Origin of the sequence: Pseudomonas fluorescens (genome assembly GCF_902497745.1) — a bacterium.
In the GTDB taxonomy this organism is placed as follows: domain Bacteria; phylum Pseudomonadota; class Gammaproteobacteria; order Pseudomonadales; family Pseudomonadaceae; genus Aquipseudomonas; species Aquipseudomonas fluorescens_BM.
On sequence record NZ_CABVHJ010000003.1, the window covers coordinates 65905 to 82254 of the forward strand.

Annotated in this window: 16 protein-coding genes; 14 read left to right on the forward strand and 2 right to left on the reverse strand. The window is 59.6% G+C overall.

Annotated features, from left to right (window positions below):
• Positions 1 to 57: 57 nt before the first annotated feature.
• The 8 genes from minC (at position 58) to F8N44_RS05435 (ending at position 8201) form a co-directional block, all read left to right on the forward strand.
• Positions 58 to 795 (forward strand): septum site-determining protein MinC, encoded by a 738-nt coding sequence (minC, locus tag F8N44_RS05405; RefSeq protein WP_095114357.1) that lies wholly within the window; start codon positions 58 to 60, stop codon positions 793 to 795.
• A gap of 169 nt (positions 796 to 964) precedes the next feature.
• On the forward strand, positions 965 to 1777 hold the full coding sequence (minD, locus tag F8N44_RS05410) for a septum site-determining protein MinD (RefSeq protein ID WP_007913953.1): 813 nt from the start codon (positions 965 to 967) through the stop codon (positions 1775 to 1777).
• On the forward strand, positions 1777 to 2031 hold the full coding sequence (gene minE, locus F8N44_RS05415; protein ID WP_003223146.1) for a cell division topological specificity factor MinE: 255 nt from the start codon (positions 1777 to 1779) through the stop codon (positions 2029 to 2031). The genes minD and minE overlap by 1 nt, the downstream gene beginning before the upstream one ends.
• Positions 2032 to 2122: 91 nt before the next feature.
• Positions 2123 to 2758: an RluA family pseudouridine synthase gene (locus F8N44_RS05420; protein WP_150649621.1), complete on the forward strand. Its 636-nt coding sequence runs from the start codon at positions 2123 to 2125 to the stop codon at positions 2756 to 2758.
• A 180-nt stretch (positions 2759 to 2938) separates the two neighbouring features.
• The gene (locus tag F8N44_RS05425; protein WP_007919200.1) at positions 2939 to 4228 is read left to right on the forward strand and encodes a M18 family aminopeptidase; all 1290 of its coding nucleotides are present in this window, start codon (positions 2939 to 2941) and stop codon (positions 4226 to 4228) included.
• A 166-nt stretch (positions 4229 to 4394) separates the two neighbouring features.
• On the forward strand, positions 4395 to 4571 hold the full coding sequence (locus tag F8N44_RS31265) for a hypothetical protein (protein WP_163004785.1): 177 nt from the start codon (positions 4395 to 4397) through the stop codon (positions 4569 to 4571).
• 77 nt (positions 4572 to 4648) lie between these two features.
• Positions 4649 to 6802 (forward strand): mechanosensitive ion channel family protein, encoded by a 2154-nt coding sequence (locus F8N44_RS05430; RefSeq protein ID WP_150649622.1) that lies wholly within the window; start codon positions 4649 to 4651, stop codon positions 6800 to 6802.
• A 64-nt stretch (positions 6803 to 6866) separates the two neighbouring features.
• Positions 6867 to 8201: an amidohydrolase gene (locus F8N44_RS05435; protein WP_150649623.1), complete on the forward strand. Its 1335-nt coding sequence runs from the start codon at positions 6867 to 6869 to the stop codon at positions 8199 to 8201.
• A gap of 527 nt (positions 8202 to 8728) precedes the next feature.
• Here the strand turns inward: F8N44_RS05435 and F8N44_RS05440 are convergent.
• Positions 8729 to 9442, reverse strand: a complete 714-nt coding sequence (locus F8N44_RS05440) for a UTRA domain-containing protein (RefSeq protein WP_102901192.1) — start codon at positions 9440 to 9442, stop codon at positions 8729 to 8731.
• 350 nt (positions 9443 to 9792) lie between these two features.
• On the opposite strand from F8N44_RS05440, the gene F8N44_RS05445 reads away from it, so the two are divergent.
• The 6 genes from F8N44_RS05445 (at position 9793) to F8N44_RS05475 (ending at position 15151) form a co-directional block, all read left to right on the forward strand.
• Positions 9793 to 10860, forward strand: coding sequence for an ABC transporter substrate-binding protein (locus F8N44_RS05445; protein WP_007916337.1), 1068 nt, complete (start codon positions 9793 to 9795; stop codon positions 10858 to 10860).
• A 181-nt stretch (positions 10861 to 11041) separates the two neighbouring features.
• Positions 11042 to 11848, forward strand: coding sequence for an alkaline phosphatase family protein (locus F8N44_RS05455; RefSeq protein ID WP_150649624.1), 807 nt, complete (start codon positions 11042 to 11044; stop codon positions 11846 to 11848).
• 5 nt (positions 11849 to 11853) lie between these two features.
• Positions 11854 to 12690, forward strand: a complete 837-nt coding sequence (locus tag F8N44_RS05460) for an ABC transporter permease (protein WP_191630868.1) — start codon at positions 11854 to 11856, stop codon at positions 12688 to 12690.
• Positions 12677 to 13477 (forward strand): ABC transporter permease, encoded by an 801-nt coding sequence (locus tag F8N44_RS05465; RefSeq protein WP_038367024.1) that lies wholly within the window; start codon positions 12677 to 12679, stop codon positions 13475 to 13477. Before F8N44_RS05460 ends, F8N44_RS05465 begins: the two co-directional genes overlap by 14 nt.
• Positions 13474 to 14463 (forward strand): ABC transporter ATP-binding protein, encoded by a 990-nt coding sequence (locus F8N44_RS05470; protein WP_127926393.1) that lies wholly within the window; start codon positions 13474 to 13476, stop codon positions 14461 to 14463. The genes F8N44_RS05465 and F8N44_RS05470 overlap by 4 nt, the downstream gene beginning before the upstream one ends.
• 34 nt (positions 14464 to 14497) lie before the next feature.
• Positions 14498 to 15151, forward strand: a complete 654-nt coding sequence (locus tag F8N44_RS05475; protein ID WP_122598943.1) for an HAD family hydrolase — start codon at positions 14498 to 14500, stop codon at positions 15149 to 15151.
• 145 nt (positions 15152 to 15296) lie between these two features.
• Here F8N44_RS05475 and F8N44_RS05480 read toward each other — a convergent pair whose 3' ends face one another.
• Positions 15297 to 16259 carry a zinc-binding dehydrogenase gene (locus tag F8N44_RS05480; protein ID WP_150649626.1) on the reverse strand — a complete coding sequence of 321 codons (963 nt, stop codon included), beginning with the start codon at positions 16257 to 16259 and terminating at the stop codon, positions 15297 to 15299.
• Positions 16260 to 16350 lie beyond the last annotated feature (91 nt).

The window sequence follows — 16350 nt, forward strand, 5'->3', positions numbered from 1 at the left end:
GCGGGCGTTCTCGTTATAAGTCTCGGCACTTTTAGTGACAAGCCGTTGTATGCCGACATGAGCCAAACCGAACCGTTAGACCAAGATCCCGTATTCCAGCTCAAGGGCAGCATGCTGGCCATTACTGTGCTGGAACTGGCCCGTAACGACCTCGAAAGCCTCGATCGGCAATTGGCCGCCAAAGTCGCCCAGGCGCCGAACTTCTTCAGCAACGCGCCGCTGGTTCTGGCGCTGGACAAACTGCCGCCGAGCGAAGGCGCCGTCGATCTGCCGGGCCTGATGCGCGTCTGCCGCCAACATGGCCTGCGCACCCTGGCGATTCGCGCCAGCCGCATCGAAGACATCGCCGCCGCCATCGCCATCGACATTCCGGTGCTGCCGCCGTCGGGCGCCCGCGAACGGCCGCTGGAAACAGCCGAAGCCGAAGTCAAAAAGAAACCGGAAAAACCGCCGGAACCTACCGTAAAACCGACCCGCGTCATCACCACGCCAGTACGTGGTGGCCAACAGATATATGCCCAGGGTGGCGATCTGGTCGTGGTGTCCTCGGTCAGTCCGGGGGCGGAACTTCTCGCCGATGGCAACATCCATGTATACGGCCCAATGCGTGGCCGTGCGCTGGCCGGCGTGAAGGGTGATACCAAGGCACGGATTTTCTGTCAGCAATTGAGCGCTGAACTGATCTCCATCGCCGGTCACTACAAGGTTTCCGAAGATTTGCGTCGCGACCCGATGTGGGGCTCGGGCGTACAGGTCAGCCTGTCGGGCGACGTGTTGAACATCATTCGGCTTTAACGGATACTGCCGCATTTTCCAAGCATCTCTAAAACGTAGCGAAAACGGCTCAAACGAAGTAGGAAAAAGGCTCAACGCCGAATTCCAGCCAAGGCTGTCCGACTGCAGTAGTTTTCAAGAGATGTTTTTCAGGGGCTAAAAAGTCCTTCTTCCTTAGGGGTGAAACACCTTGGCCAAGATTCTCGTGGTTACATCCGGCAAGGGTGGTGTGGGTAAGACCACCACCAGCGCCGCTATCGGTACCGGCCTCGCTCTGCGCGGCCACAAAACAGTGATCGTCGACTTCGACGTGGGCTTGCGTAACCTTGACCTGATCATGGGTTGCGAGCGCCGCGTGGTGTATGACTTCGTCAACGTGGTCAACGGCGAAGCCAACCTGCAACAAGCGCTGATCAAAGACAAGCGCCTGGAAAACCTCTACGTACTGGCCGCCAGTCAGACCCGCGACAAAGACGCGCTGACTGTCGAAGGCGTGGAAAAAGTCCTGATGGAGCTCAAGGAACAATTCGAGTTCGTCGTTTGCGACTCCCCGGCCGGCATCGAAAAAGGTGCGCACCTGGCCATGTACTTCGCTGATGAAGCGATCGTCGTGACCAACCCGGAAGTGTCCTCGGTACGAGATTCGGACCGCATGCTCGGCCTGCTGGCGAGCAAATCGCGTCGCGCCGAACGTGGCGAAGACCCGATCAAGGAACACCTGCTGATCACCCGCTACCACCCGGAGCGTGTTGAAAAGGGCGAAATGCTTGGCGTTGAAGACGTCAAGGAAATCCTCTCGGTAACGCTGCTTGGCGTGATCCCGGAGTCCCAGGCGGTGCTCAAGGCATCCAACCAGGGCGTGCCGGTGATTCTCGACGACCAGAGCGATGCCGGTCAGGCGTATAGCGATACCGTCGACCGTTTGCTGGGCAAAGAAAAAGCCCACCGTTTCCTCGATGTCGAGAAGAAGGGATTCTTCGAGCGCCTGTTTGGAGGTAGGTAATGAACCTTTTTGACTTCTTTCGTGCCAACAAAAAGCCAAGTACCGCCTCGGTAGCGAAAGAGCGTCTACAGATCATCGTGGCGCATGAGCGCGGCCAGCGCAGCACGCCGGATTACTTGCCAGCCTTGCAGAAGGAACTGGTCGACGTGATCCGCAAGTACGTCAACATCGGCAACGACGACGTACATGTTGCACTGGAAAGCCAGGGCAGTTGCTCGATTCTGGAACTCAACATCACCCTGCCCGATCGCTGAGTCGATCCGGCAGGAACGACGGCGGTTCAGGGCCATTCCCACTGTGGAATGGCCCTGAACCGCCGTTGGCATTTGTTACGAGGCTGTTTTAATGCCGCTGTCCAACATCCGCATCATCCATCAGGACGCCGCCGTACTGGTGGTCGACAAACCGACGTTGCTGCTCTCGGTGCCCGGTCGCGCCGACGACAACAAGGATTGCCTGATTACCCGTTTGCAGGAAAACGGCTACCCGGAAGCGCGCATCGTCCATCGCCTGGACTGGGAAACCTCCGGCATCATTCTGCTCGCGCGTGACGCCGACACTCACCGCGAACTGTCGCGCCAGTTTCACGACCGCGAAACCGAAAAGGCCTACACCGCGCTGGCCTGGGGTCAGCCGGAACTCGACAGTGGCAGCATCGACTTGCCACTGCGTTACGACCCACCGACCAAGCCGCGCCACGTGGTCGATCATGAATTCGGCAAGCATGCGCTGACTTTCTGGCGTGTGCTGGAGCGTTGCGATGACTGGTGTCGCGTCGAACTGACACCGATCACCGGCCGCTCGCATCAGTTGCGCGTGCATATGCTGTCGATCGGGCATCCGCTGCTCGGCGACGGGCTCTACGCCCACGAGCAGGCTCTGGCCGCCTGGCCACGTCTGTGCCTGCACGCCAGCATGCTCAGCTTCACCCACCCGCAAACCGGCGAACGCCTGCGCTTCGAGTGCCCCGCGCCGTTCTGACCGCCACTGCAGACCCCTTGTAGGAGCTGCCGAAGGCTGCGATCTTTTGATCTGGTGTTTCGTAAATCAAAAGCAAGATCAAAAGATCGCAGCCTTCGGCAGCTCCTACACGGATCCGGTGCAGATTCAATTCCCCGGCCGATGCGTTAAACTCCCGCCCATTGCTGTCTGGAGTTTCTTATGCGCGAAGAGTTGAACCAAGGCCTGATCGACTTTCTCAAGGCCTCCCCTACCCCGTTCCACGCCACCGCCAGTCTGGTGCAGCGTCTGGAGGCCGCCGGTTTCGTGCGCCTCGACGAGCGCGAACCATGGACCACCGAGCCGAACGGCCGCTATTACGTCACCCGCAACGACTCCTCGATTGTCGCGATCAAAATGGGCCGCACTTCGCCACTGCACGGCGGCATCCGCCTGGTCGGCGCACACACTGACAGCCCGTGCCTGCGGGTCAAGCCGCAACCAGAACTGCAGCGTCAGGGTTTCTGGCAGCTGGGCGTTGAAGTCTACGGCGGCGCGCTGCTGGCGCCGTGGTTCGACCGCGATCTGTCGCTGGCCGGCCGCGTAACCTTCCGCCGCGACGGCAAAGTCGAAAGCCAATTGATCGACTTCAAGGCGCCGATCGCGATCATTCCGAACCTGGCCATTCACCTCAACCGTGAAGCCAATCAGGGCTGGGCGATCAACGCGCAGACCGAGCTGCCGCCGATCCTCGCGCAATTTGCCGGTGACGAACGTGTCGATTTCCGTGCCGTGCTCACCGATCAATTGGCCCGCGAACATGGCTTGAACGCCGACGTTGTGCTCGATTACGAGCTGAGTTTCTACGACACGCAAAGCGCTGCTGTGATTGGCCTGAACGGTGACTTCATCGCTGGCGCGCGCCTCGATAACCTGCTGTCGTGCTACGCCGGTCTGCAAGCCCTGCTCACCGCTGAAACCGACGAAACCTGCGTGCTGGTGTGCAACGACCACGAAGAAGTCGGCTCCTGCTCGGCCTGCGGTGCCGATGGCCCGATGCTCGAACAAACCCTGCGCCGCCTGCTGCCGGAAGGTGACGAGTTCGTCCGCACCATCCAGAAATCCCTGCTGGTCTCGGCCGACAACGCCCACGGTGTACACCCCAACTACGCCGAAAAGCACGACGCCAACCACGGCCCGAAACTCAACGCCGGCCCGGTGATCAAGGTCAACAGCAACCAGCGCTACGCGACCAACAGCGAAACCGCCGGGTTCTTCCGCCATCTGTGCATGGCCGAAGAAGTGCCGGTGCAAAGCTTTGTGGTGCGCAGCGACATGGGCTGTGGCTCGACCATCGGCCCGATCACCGCCAGCCACCTGGGCGTGCGCACTGTCGATATCGGCCTACCGACCTTCGCCATGCACTCAATCCGCGAACTGTGCGGCAGCCATGACCTGGCGCACCTGGTCAAAGTGCTGAGCGCGTTCTACGCCTGCCGCGAATTGCCGTAACCATTCGGGACCACTTGTTCGCTGTAGGAGCTGCCGCAGGCTGCGATCTTTTGATTCTGTTTTTAAGATCAAAAGATCGCAGCCTTCGGCAGCTCCTACTCAGATCAATACCGGTCGGCAGAAACCGACCTAGACTTACATCATTCATTTCGACAAGGCAGTCTCCATGATCTCGATGTCTTCGTTCCACGCCATGCTCATTCCGATTCTGAGCGGAATGATCCTGCTGGCCATCGGCTTCAACTTCCGCGACAAGAACGCCGGTGTGTTCGCCATGTGGATCGGCATGCTGACGATCCTCGCCACCGTGGTCTACAAGATCCTCGCCAAACTCAACGAATAAATCCGCGCCCGGCTCGCATTGCTTTAGTGGGCCTCGTACACTCCAGCGAATCCGCCCCTTGCGAGGTTGACCGCCTAGTGTTCGCTCGTCTTTTTGCTTTGCCCAGTCTGTTCCTCATCTGCCTGATGACACTGCTGCCGCTGGCCCCCGCCCATGCGGTCGGTTTGCCGGGCCTGCTCAACACCAACAAGGCGCAACCCGAAGCGCAGGAACCGCTCGGCCAGTCCCTCGACGAAGTCATCAAGTCGCTGGAAAACGACAAGCAGCGTGCGCAACTGCTGACTGACCTGAAGAAGCTGCGCGACGCTACCAAAAAGGCCCAGGCCAGTCCCGAAGAAGGCGTGCTCGGCCTGATCGGCGGCACTCTGTCCAACTTCGAAAAACAATTCACCGGCGCCGACAGCCCGCTCAACCGCTGGGGCAACGAGTTCGACCTGGCCAAGGACGAACTGAGCGCGATGATGCTGCCGGCCAACGAATGGCTGCCGATCATTTTCGGCTTCGCCATGATCCTGATGGTCTGGAGTCTGCTCGCCGCTGCGCTGATCTGGCTCGGTCACCGGGTGCGCATGCGCTTCGGCCTCACCGAAGAATTGCCGCAACACCCCAAGGCCCTCGACATGCTGCGCTTCGCTTTGCGCAAGCTCGGGCCGTGGTTGATCGCGTTGGTGATGACCGTCTACATGAGCTACGCCTTGCCGTCGTCACTGGGCAAAAGCCTGGCAATGGTGCTCGCCTATGCCTTGGTGGTCGGCACCTGTTTCTCGGCGATCTGCGTGATCGCGTTTTCCCTGCTCGATGGCCCGCATCGCCATCGCGCGCTGTACATCCTGCGTCATCAGGCGTTTCGGCCGTTGTGGCTGATCGGCAGCTTCGCCGCGTTCGGTGAGGCGCTGAACGATCCACGCCTGATCGAAAGCCTGGGCGTGCATCTGGCCCATACCGCCGCGACCATCGCCAATGTCCTCGCGGCGCTGTCGACCGGTCTGTTCATCCTGCGTTTCCGTCGACCGATCGCGCACTTGATCCGCAATCAGCCGCTGTCACGACGCCTGACCCGCCGGGCCCTCAGCGACACCATCGAAATCCTGGGCACCTTCTGGTATGTGCCGGCGCTGGTGCTGGTTGGTATTTCGCTGTTCGCCACGTTCGTTTCCGCCGGCGACACCAGCACCGCATTGCGCCAGTCACTGATCTGCACCGTGTTGCTGGTGATGTGCATGGTGATCAACGGCCTCGTCCGCCGGCACTCCTTGAAACCACAGCGTGGGCCAAAACGTCATGCGCTCTACTCCGAACGCCTGAAAAGCTTCTTCTACACCCTCGCGCACCTGGTGGTCTGGCTGGTCTTTATCGAACTCGGCCTGCGCGTCTGGGGCCAATCGCTGATCGGTTTCGCCGAGGGCGAAGGGCATGATGTCAGCGTGAAACTGTTCAGCCTGATCGGCACACTGATTTTCTCCTGGCTGATCTGGATCCTCGCCGACACCGCCGTGCACCACGCCCTCACCCGCTCGCGTAAAGGTCTGGCGAATGCCCGTGCGCAAACGATGATGCCGCTGATCCGCAACGTGCTGTTCGTGGCGATTTTCATCATTGCGCTGATCGTCGCGCTGGCGAACATGGGCATGAACGTCACGCCACTGCTGGCCGGTGCCGGTGTGATCGGTCTGGCCATCGGTTTCGGTGCGCAATCGCTGGTCGCGGATTTGATCACCGGCCTGTTCATCATCATCGAAGACTCGCTGGCCATCGATGACTACGTCGACGTCGGCGGCCACCTCGGCACCGTCGAAGGCCTGACCATCCGCACCGTACGCCTGCGCGACATCGACGGCATCGTCCACACGATCCCGTTCAGCGAAATCAAAAGCATCAAGAACTACTCCCGCGAGTTCGGCTACGCGATCTTCCGTGTGGCGGTGCCGTACAACATGGAAATCGACGACGCGATCAAACTGATGCGCGAAGTCGGCCAGAAGATGCGTACCGATCCACTGCAACGGCGCAACATCTGGTCGCCGCTGGAGATTCAGGGGGTCGAGAGTTTCGAATCCGGCAGCGCAATCCTGCGCGCCCGGTTCAAGACTGCGCCGATCAAACAGTGGGAAGTTTCCCGGGCGTTCAACCTGTCGCTCAAACGCCATCTGGATGAGGCAGGCCTGGATCTGGCAACGCCGCGCATGAGCGTGCAAGTGATCACTGCCGGTGGCGGCCAGCCGAAGGAATAGCACTCAGGCGCGCGGTTGCAGTCACAGGCAGGGAAGCCCGACAACAATAATCAAGGAGAAACCGATGCAACTGACGCGCATTGCCCAAGCCGTTCTACTCACCCTGTTCGCCAGCCACGCCGGCGCCGCGACGCTGGAAAGCACCCGCACGCAAATCGCCGAACAAGCGCAACAGCTCGAGCCGGAACTGTTGGAAACCCGCCGCGACATCCACGCCCACCCGGAACTCGGCAACACGGAAAAACGCACCGCCGAACTGGTCGCCAAACAACTCAAGGCCATGGGCCTGGAAGTGAAAACCGGCGTCGCCCGTACCGGCGTGGTCGCCGTCCTCAAAGGCGCCCTGCCCGGCCCGACCGTGGCCCTGCGCGCCGACATGGACGCGCTGCCGGTCATGGAAGTCGCCGACCTGCCGTTCGCCTCCAAAGCCAAAGGCACTTATCTCGGCAAAGAAGTCGACGTGATGCACGCCTGCGGCCACGATGCGCACACCGCGATCCTGCTCAGCACAGCGAAAATTCTCACAGGCATGCGCGACACCCTGCCCGGCACCGTGGTGTTCTACTTCCAGCCCGCCGAAGAAGGCCCAAGCGACTTCATCCCCGACGGCAAAAACACCTGGGGCGCAAAAATGATGGTCGAGGAAGGCGTGATGAAATCACCGAAACCCGACGCCGTTTTCGGCCTGCACGTCTGGGCCGGCGTCCCCGCCGGCCAGATCGCCTACCGCCCCGGCGCCACCCTCGCCAGCTCCGACGACCTGCGCATCAAAATCCTCGGCAAACAGACTCACGCCGGCCGCCCATGGGACGGCATCGACCCGATCACCGTCGGCGCGCAAACCATCGTCGGCCTGCAAACCGTGGTCAGCCGCCGCACCGATATCTCCTCTTATCCGTCAGTGGTCAGCATCGGCACCATCAACGGCGGCACCCGCTACAACATCATTCCCGAATCCGTCGACATGACCGGCACGATCCGCTCCTACGACTACGGCATCCGCCAGAAACTGCATGCCGACGTACGCCAGACCGTAGAAAAAATCGCCGAGAGCGGTGGTGCGAAAGCGGATGTCACCATCATCGAAAAATACGACCCGACCATCAACAACCCGGCGCTGACGGAAAAAATGCTGCCGACACTGAAGTGGGCGGCCAAGGATGATGTGGTGAATGCACCGCTGGTGGGCGGCGCGGAAGACTTCTCGTTCTTTGCCAAAGAAGTGCCGGGACTGTTTGTGTTTCTCGGCGTGACGCCGCGGGATCAAGACATGAGCAAGGCTGCGCCGAATCACAATCCGGGGTTCTTTGTCGATGAGTCGGCGTTGGTGGTGGGCGTGAGGACATTGGCGTCGTTGGCGACGGATTATTTGTATGCCAATACGCGGGCGGGCAAATAGGGATGAGGTGACTGTGGGGGCGCTTTCGCGAGCAGGCTCGCTCCCACAGTTGGACTATATGCACCCTTCCAGAAATTGGTCGGCTGTCAGGCCGCCATCGCCAGCAGGGCTGGCTCCCACAGTTTTGATTTGCGAACAACCCACGCGGCAAAGCCGCCCCACTCAACACAATGAGCGCAAGCTCGAGTACCGCTCTTGATCTTGCCGTGCCGGCCCCTTCGGCAGGCTGAGTGGAGGGATTGATCCGGGCGTGGGAGCGTAGCGACCGTTCGACGAAGTCGAACACATCGAGAGGAGGTGCAGCGAAGCAAACCGTAGGCGATGCGCCCGGATCAATTCCGGAGCGAAGGAACCCCGAGCCCCAGCGAGCGGGCCGAACGCCGGGGCCCAGCCTTTTGCTTACTTTTCGGCGCTTGGAAAAGTGAGTCGCTGTAAGAGCGAAACCGCCAGTGGCAGCACCCGAAGCAACGGATATACACCCAAAACCCCAAGAACCTGGTCGGCCCACAGGCCGCCAAGGCCAAACCTCAAACCACATCAACCCCTACGTGAATCGCATCATGCCGCCAAAACTCCAGATCACAATCAATCAACCGCTCATGCTGATCATAATTAACCCGAGCAATCCGCAACCCCGGACTCCCCACCGACACCCTTAAAGCCGCCGCCGCATCCACCGACAATGACGTAGGCACAATCTCAAACCGCACCCGCCCATAGTGCAAATCGTAATGCCGCGCATACAACTCGGTCATCGACTGATTCAAATCAAACCCAAGAATCCCCGGAAAAAACTGCGGATTCAAATAGTGCTCCACATACAACACCAACCGCCCATCAATGCGCCGTGACCGACAAATCTGAATCACGCTCGACAACGCCGGCAGTTGCAGCCAGGCACACACCGCCGCCGAAGCCGGCTGCAACCGCGCCGAAATCACCTCGGTCGACGGCACTCGCCCCTGCGCACTGACCATCGCGTGAAAGTGACTGCGCTGCATCAGGTTGTACGCCAGACGCGGCGGCGAGACGAACCAGCCACGGCGCTCCTCACGATAAATCTGCCCCTGCGCCTCCAGTTGCAACAACGCCTCACGCACGGTAATCCGCGTCGTACCGAACAACTCACTGAGCTTGCGCTCGGCCGGCAACTTGCTGCCCGCCGCCAGCAACCCGTGATCGAGCTGCTCCTGCAACACCTGGCCAATCGCTGTCACCGCTTTTGTTGCCTCATCGCGCATCAACGTTACCTATCTGGACTAGACCAGCACTGTTTCGGGGCAAAACCGCACGGCAATCGAGCCGATTCCTGATGTTGCAAGCCTAGGCAGTGCAGATGACCGAGAGATGACAAAACTACCGAACGGTCGTCTTCACGACTTGCAATACATCGGCCAAGTCCCTTGTCCGCCGGGGCTTGGGCATGGTCTACGCTTATCTGGCAACCGCTGATACCGAGCAAACAAGAGACCTGCCGCAGGGCCGCCGACATCAAAGTGTCATCCGGCCCCCTTAAATTGGCTCAGGTATTGCTGACCTAGACCAACACACACCGCAATCGCAGCGTTGAACACGACCAAGGAGCTTCGGAATGAAACAGCTTTTCCTGGCAACACTGTTAGGCTCGACCATTGCAATGTGCACCTCCGCCATGGCGGCCGGCACCGATCTGAAAACCCTCGAAGCCGCTGCGAAAGCGGAAGGTGCCGTCAACAGCGTCGGCATGCCCGATGACTGGGCCAACTGGAAAGGCACCTGGGAAGACCTGGCCAAAACCTACGGCCTCAAGCACATCGACACCGACATGAGCTCCGCCCAGGAAATCGCCAAGTTCGCTGCGGAAAAAGACAACGCCACTGCTGACATCGGCGACGTCGGTGCCGCGTTCGGCCCGATCGCGGTCAAGCAAGGCGTAGTGCAACCCTACAAGCCAAGCACTTGGGATCAGGTTCCGGACTGGGCCAAGGACAAGGACGGCAACTGGGCACTGGCCTACACCGGCACCATCGCCTTTATCGTCAACAAAAAGCTGCTGCACGGCTCCGAAGTACCGACCAAGTGGGCTGACCTCAAGGGCGGCAAATACAAAGTTTCGATCGGTGACGTGAGCACCGCCGCCCAAGCCGCCAACGGCGTTCTCGCTGCAGCACTGGCCAACGGTGGCGACGAGAAAAACATCAAGCCTGCGCTGCTGCTGTTCGCCGACATCGCCAAGCAAGGTCGCCTGTCGATGGCTAACCCGACCATCGCCACCATGGAAAAAGGCGAGATCGAAGTCGGTGTGGTCTGGGACTTCAACGGCCTCAGCTACAAAGCCAAGATGGCCAACCCGGATGACTACGTGGTGCTGATCCCGTCCGACGGTTCGGTGATTTCCGGCTACACCACGATCATCAACAAGTACGCGAAAAACCCGAACGCCGCCAAACTGACCCGCGAATACATCTTCAGTGACGCCGGCCAGACCAACCTCGCCCGCGGCAACGCCCGTCCGATCCGCGCCGAGCACCTGCAACTGCCGGAAGACGTGAAAGCCAAACTGCTGCCGAACGAGCAGTACAAAAAGGTCACCCCGATCAAAGACGCCGATGCATGGGAAAAGACTTCCAAGGCCCTGCCACAGCAGTGGAACGAGGAAGTCATCGTAGAGATGAAATAAAGCGGCTGATCACTACTGTGTGATCTGTTGAAGATCCAAATGTGGGAGCGAGCCTGCTCGCGAAGGCGTCGTGTCAGTCGACATCAATGTTGAATGATCTGCCGCATTCGCGAGCAGGCTCGCTCCCACAGGGGATCTCGGCTGAATCTGAAATTTCCCGTTTCGCGGAGTTTTTGCCCCTATGAAGCACAACGTCATCCTTGTCGTGCTCGACGGTCTCAACTATGAGGTCGCGCGTCACGCCATGGGGCATCTGCAGGCTTATGTTGGCGCAGGACGCGCCGCGCTCTACCAGTTGGAGTGCGAACTGCCGGCCCTGTCCCGACCGCTTTATGAATGCATCCTCACCGGCGTGCCGCCGATCGACAGCGGCATCGTCCATAACAACGTCTCGCGCTTGTCCAACCAGCGCAGCATTTATCACTACGCCCGCGATGCCGGTCTGAAAACCGCTGCAGCGGCGTATCACTGGGTTAGCGAGTTGTATAACCGTTCGCCGTTCGTAGCCGCCCGCGACCGCCACACCGACAATCTGTCGCTGCCGATCCAGCACGGGCATTTCTACTGGAGCGATCACTACCCGGATTCGCACCTGTTCGCCGACGCGGAAAACCTGCGCCTGCGCCACGATCCGGATTTCCTGCTGATCCACCCGATGAACATCGACGACGCCGGGCACAAACACGGCCTCGACTCTTCGCAGTACCGCAACAGCGCGCGCTTCGCCGACATCATCCTCGCCGACTATCTGCAGAACTGGCTCGACGCTGGCTATCAGGTATTGGTGACCGCCGACCACGGCATGAACAACGATCACTCGCACAACGGCCTGTTGCCGGAAGAGCGCCAAGTGCCATTGTTTGTCCTCGGTGACGCGTTCAGCCTCGACGCTGGCGCCGCACCCAAGCAGACAGAAATCTGCGGCACGGTCTGCGAACTGCTCGGCGTGCCCCATGACAAACCTGTGTGCCGGGAGTTGCTCAAGTGAACTCAATGACTCGCGGCAAATGGCTGGCAGCCCTGTGCGTGGTGCCCTTCGCGCTGTTCTTTATCGTCTTCGAAATCGCCCCGCTGATCTGGGTGATGATCAACAGCCTGCAATCGGAAGAGTTCGGCTGGGGTTTCGCCAACTTCAGCAAGATCTTCAGCTCGAAGTTCTATTTGCAGGCGATCCAGTACAGCCTCGAAATCAGTTTCTGGTCGAGCGTGTTCGGCATCGTCATCGCCGTTCTCGGTGCCTACTCCCTGCGTCGGGTCGATTCGAAACTGCGCAACTTCGTGAATGCCTTCGCCAACATGACCAGCAACTTCGCCGGTGTGCCTTTGGCGTTCGCGTTCATCATCCTGCTCGGTTTCAACGGCAGCATCACCATCATGTTGAAGCAGTCGGGGATCATTCAGGACTTCAACCTGTACTCGAAAACCGGGCTGATCATTCTCTACACCTACTTCCAGATTCCCCTCGGCGTGTTGCTGCTCTACCCCGCTTTTGACGCCTTGCGTGAAGACTGGCGCGAATCTGCCGCACTGCTTGGCGCCAATGGCTGGCAATTCTGGCGGCATATCGGCTTGCCGGTGCTGACCCCGGCGTTGCTCGGTACGTTTGTAATCCTGCTGGCCAACGCCCTCGGCGCCTACGCCACGGTGTACGCGTTGACGACGGGCAACTTCAACGTCCTGCCGATCCGCATTGCAGCGATGGTCTCCGGTGACATTTCCCTCGACCCGAATCTGGCCAGCGCCCTGGCCGTGGTGCTGGTGGCACTGATGACCATCGTCACCGTCGTGCATCAACTGCTGTTGAAGAGGAGCTACCATGTCTCGCGCTGAATCCGGCCCGGCCGGCCTCTACCACCGCGTCGTGGTTTATCTGCTGTTCGCGATCCTCTTGCTGCCACTCGTGGGAACGCTGATTTATTCGATCGCCAGTAGTTGGTCGGCGACCATCCTGCCCAGCGGTTTCACCTTCAAGTGGTACATCCAGTTGTGGAGCGATCCGCGCTTTCTTCACGCCTTCGGCCAGTCGTTGCTGGTGTGTGTTGGCGCGCTGGTGCTGTCGGTGGTGCTGATTCTGCCGCTGCTGTTCGTGGTGCATTACCACTTCCCGAAACTCGATGCGCTGATGAACATCCTCATCCTGCTGCCCTTCGCGGTGCCGCCGGTGGTGTCCTCGGTGGGTCTGTTGCAGTTGTATGGTTCCGGGCCGATGGCGATGGTCGGCACGCCGTGGATTCTGATCGGTTGCTACTTCACCGTGGCGCTGCCGTTCATGTACCGGGCGATCACCAACAACCTGCAAGCGATCAACCTGCGCGACCTGATGGACGCTGCACAACTGCTCGGCGCCAGCACCTTTCAGGCAGCGTTTCTAGTGGTGCTGCCGAACCTGCGCAAAGGCCTGATGGTCGCGTTGCTGCTGTCGTTCTCGTTCCTGTTCGGGGAGTTCGTCTTCGCCAACATTCTCGTCGGCACCCGTTACGAAACCCTGCAGGTTTACCTGAACAACATGCGCAACAGCAGCGGCCACTTCACCAGTGCCCTGGTTATTTCGTACTTCTTTTTCGTGCTGGTCCTGACCTGGATCGCCAACATCTTGAACAAGGACAAAAGCGAATGAGCTATGTCAGCGTCCAACACCTGCAGAAAAGCTACGCCGGCACGACCGTGTTCAGCGACATCGATTGCGAAATCAACAAGGGCGAGTTCGTCACCCTGCTCGGCCCGTCCGGTTGCGGCAAATCCACTCTGTTGCGTTGCATCGCCGGCCTGACGCCAGTGGATGGCGGCAAGATCCTCCTCGATGGCGTCGATATCGTGCCGTTGAGTCCGCAGAAACGCGGGATCGGCATGGTGTTCCAGAGCTATGCGCTGTTCCCCAACATGACCGTCGAGCAGAACGTGGCCTTCGGTTTGCGCATGCAAAAAGTCAACGCCGACGACAGCCATAAACGCGTGTCGGAAGTGTTGAAACTGGTTGAACTGAACGACTTCGCCAGCCGCTATCCGCATCAGTTGTCCGGTGGCCAATGTCAGCGCGTGGCCCTTGCCCGTTCGCTGGTGACGCGCCCGCGTTTGTTGCTGCTGGATGAGCCGCTGTCGGCCCTCGATGCACGGATTCGTAAACACCTGCGTGAACAGATCCGCCAGATTCAGCGCGAACTCGGCCTGACGACGATTTTCGTCACCCACGATCAGGAAGAAGCGCTGACCATGTCTGATCGCATTTTCCTGATGAATCAGGGAAAAATCGTACAAAGCGGCGATGCCGAAACCCTCTACACCGCACCGGTCGATGTGTTCGCCGCAGGCTTCATCGGCAACTACAACCTGCTCGATGCCGACGACGCGTCGAAGTTGCTGCAGCGCCCGATCAGCCACCGCATCGCCATTCGCCCGGAAGCCATCGAATTGAGCCTCAACGGCGAACTCGATGCGCAGATCCGCAGCCACAGCCTGCTTGGCAACGTCATCCGCTATCGCATCGAAGCGCGTGGCGTGGAACTGGTGGTGGATGTGCTCAACCGCTCGGCTGCCGATCTGCATCCCGACGGTCAGCGTCTGGCGCTTTCCATCGATCCGACGGCCCTGTGTGAGGTAGCCTGATGACTTTGCTGACGTTGAAGAGAGAACTGCACTGATGGCCCTGGCAATTTTTGATCTGGACGAAACGTTGATCCACGGCGACTGCGCCACCCTCTGGAGCGAGCAGATGGGGCGCCTGGGCTGGGTCGATCCCGAGTCGTTCATGCGCAAGAACAACGAACTGATGGACGCCTACAGCCATGGCAAATTGCGCATGGAAGACTACATGGAATTCAGCCTGGAGCCGTTGATCGGGCGTACGCCGGAAGAAGTCGAGCACTTGGTCGGGCCATGGGTTGAAGACTTTATCGAACCGATCATCTTCAGCGACGCGACCAAAACCATCGCCGCCCACCGCAAGGCCGGCGACCGGATTCTGGTGATCTCGGCGTCGGGCACGCATCTGGTCAGACCGATTGCCGATCGACTGGGCATTGATGAAATTCTGGGAATTGAACTGGAAGTTGCCCATGGCGTTTACAGCGGCCATACGGTCGGGACTTTGACCTACCGCGAAGGCAAGATCACCCGCTTGCTGGAATGGCTGGATGCCGAAGAAGAGAACCTTGAAGGCGCGAGTTTTTATTCCGACTCACGCAATGATCTGCCGTTGTTGCTGAAAGTGGATTTTCCGCACGTGGTGAATCCGGACCCGGTGCTGCTGGAACACGCGGAAAAAGCCGGCTGGCCGATCCATCTCTGGAAATGACAAAGATTTAATCTGCGATTGCAGGCTGACATCCCGAACCTGAGTTCGACACCATGTATCAGGTCGATGTAGCTCGACAGAACAACCCGGTCAGTCCCCTCTCCCATTGGGAGAGGGTTAGGGTGAGGGGCTTTTTGCCTTGATCTCAGCTCAGACTTTCGTCAATCACCAACACCAATTTCCCGGAAACCGTATTACTCGCCAACTCCGCAAACGCCGCCTCGGCATCCTTCACCGCAAACGCCTTGGCCAACTGTGGACTCAACCGCCCCTCAGCAAACAACGGCCACACCTGCTGGCCTAGATCACTTAAGAGATCCGCCTTGAACTGATCGTCACGACTACGCAACGTCGAGCCCAGCAGTTGCACACGCTTGGCCAATACCTGCGCCAGATCCAGTTTCGCCTCACGACCGCCCATCAGACCGATCAACACCCAACGTCCATCCAGCGCCATCAGCTTGAGATTCAACGCCGAATAATCGCCCCCCACCGGATCGAGAATCACATTGAACGGCCCGAAATCACGCAGGCTGTCCAGATCATCGGTGCGCACCACCCCGCCCTGCGCACCCAGCGCCTCGCAATAAGCCAGACGCTCGGCCGAACCGACGCTGACCCAGCAGGGATTGCCGAACGCTTTGCACAACTGAATGGCGGCTGAACCGATTCCACTTGCGCCGGCGTGCAAGAGAACTTTCTCACCCGGTTTGAGCGCCGCAAGTTGAAATACATTCAGCCAGACTGTTGCATAAACCTCAGGCAATGCCGCCGCCTCGATCAGCGAGACGCCTTCGGGAACCGGCAGCACGTGCCGCCCGTCGACGACCACCTCTTCGGCCATGCCACCTCCAGCCAGCAAGGCGCAAACCCGATCGCCGACCTGCCAGGCACTGCCCGCGCCGACCTCGCTGATGACCCCGGAGCACTCAAGACCGAGCACTTGGCTGGCCCCTGGTGGTGGCGGATAAAGCCCTGCTTTCTGTAATAAATCGGCGCGATTGAGACCCGCTGCCGCCACTTGAATGCGGACTTGTCCTACATCACACGTAGGACTCGGCTCTTCAACCCATGCCACTTGACCGTCAACGCCTTGCAATGCCTTCACAGTGCCTCCATAGTGAGTCTGGACTGAGCCCGAAGCTGTAGCGCCGGGCTTTTTGCATTATGCGACCGGCTCTCGTAGAACCGGCGACTTC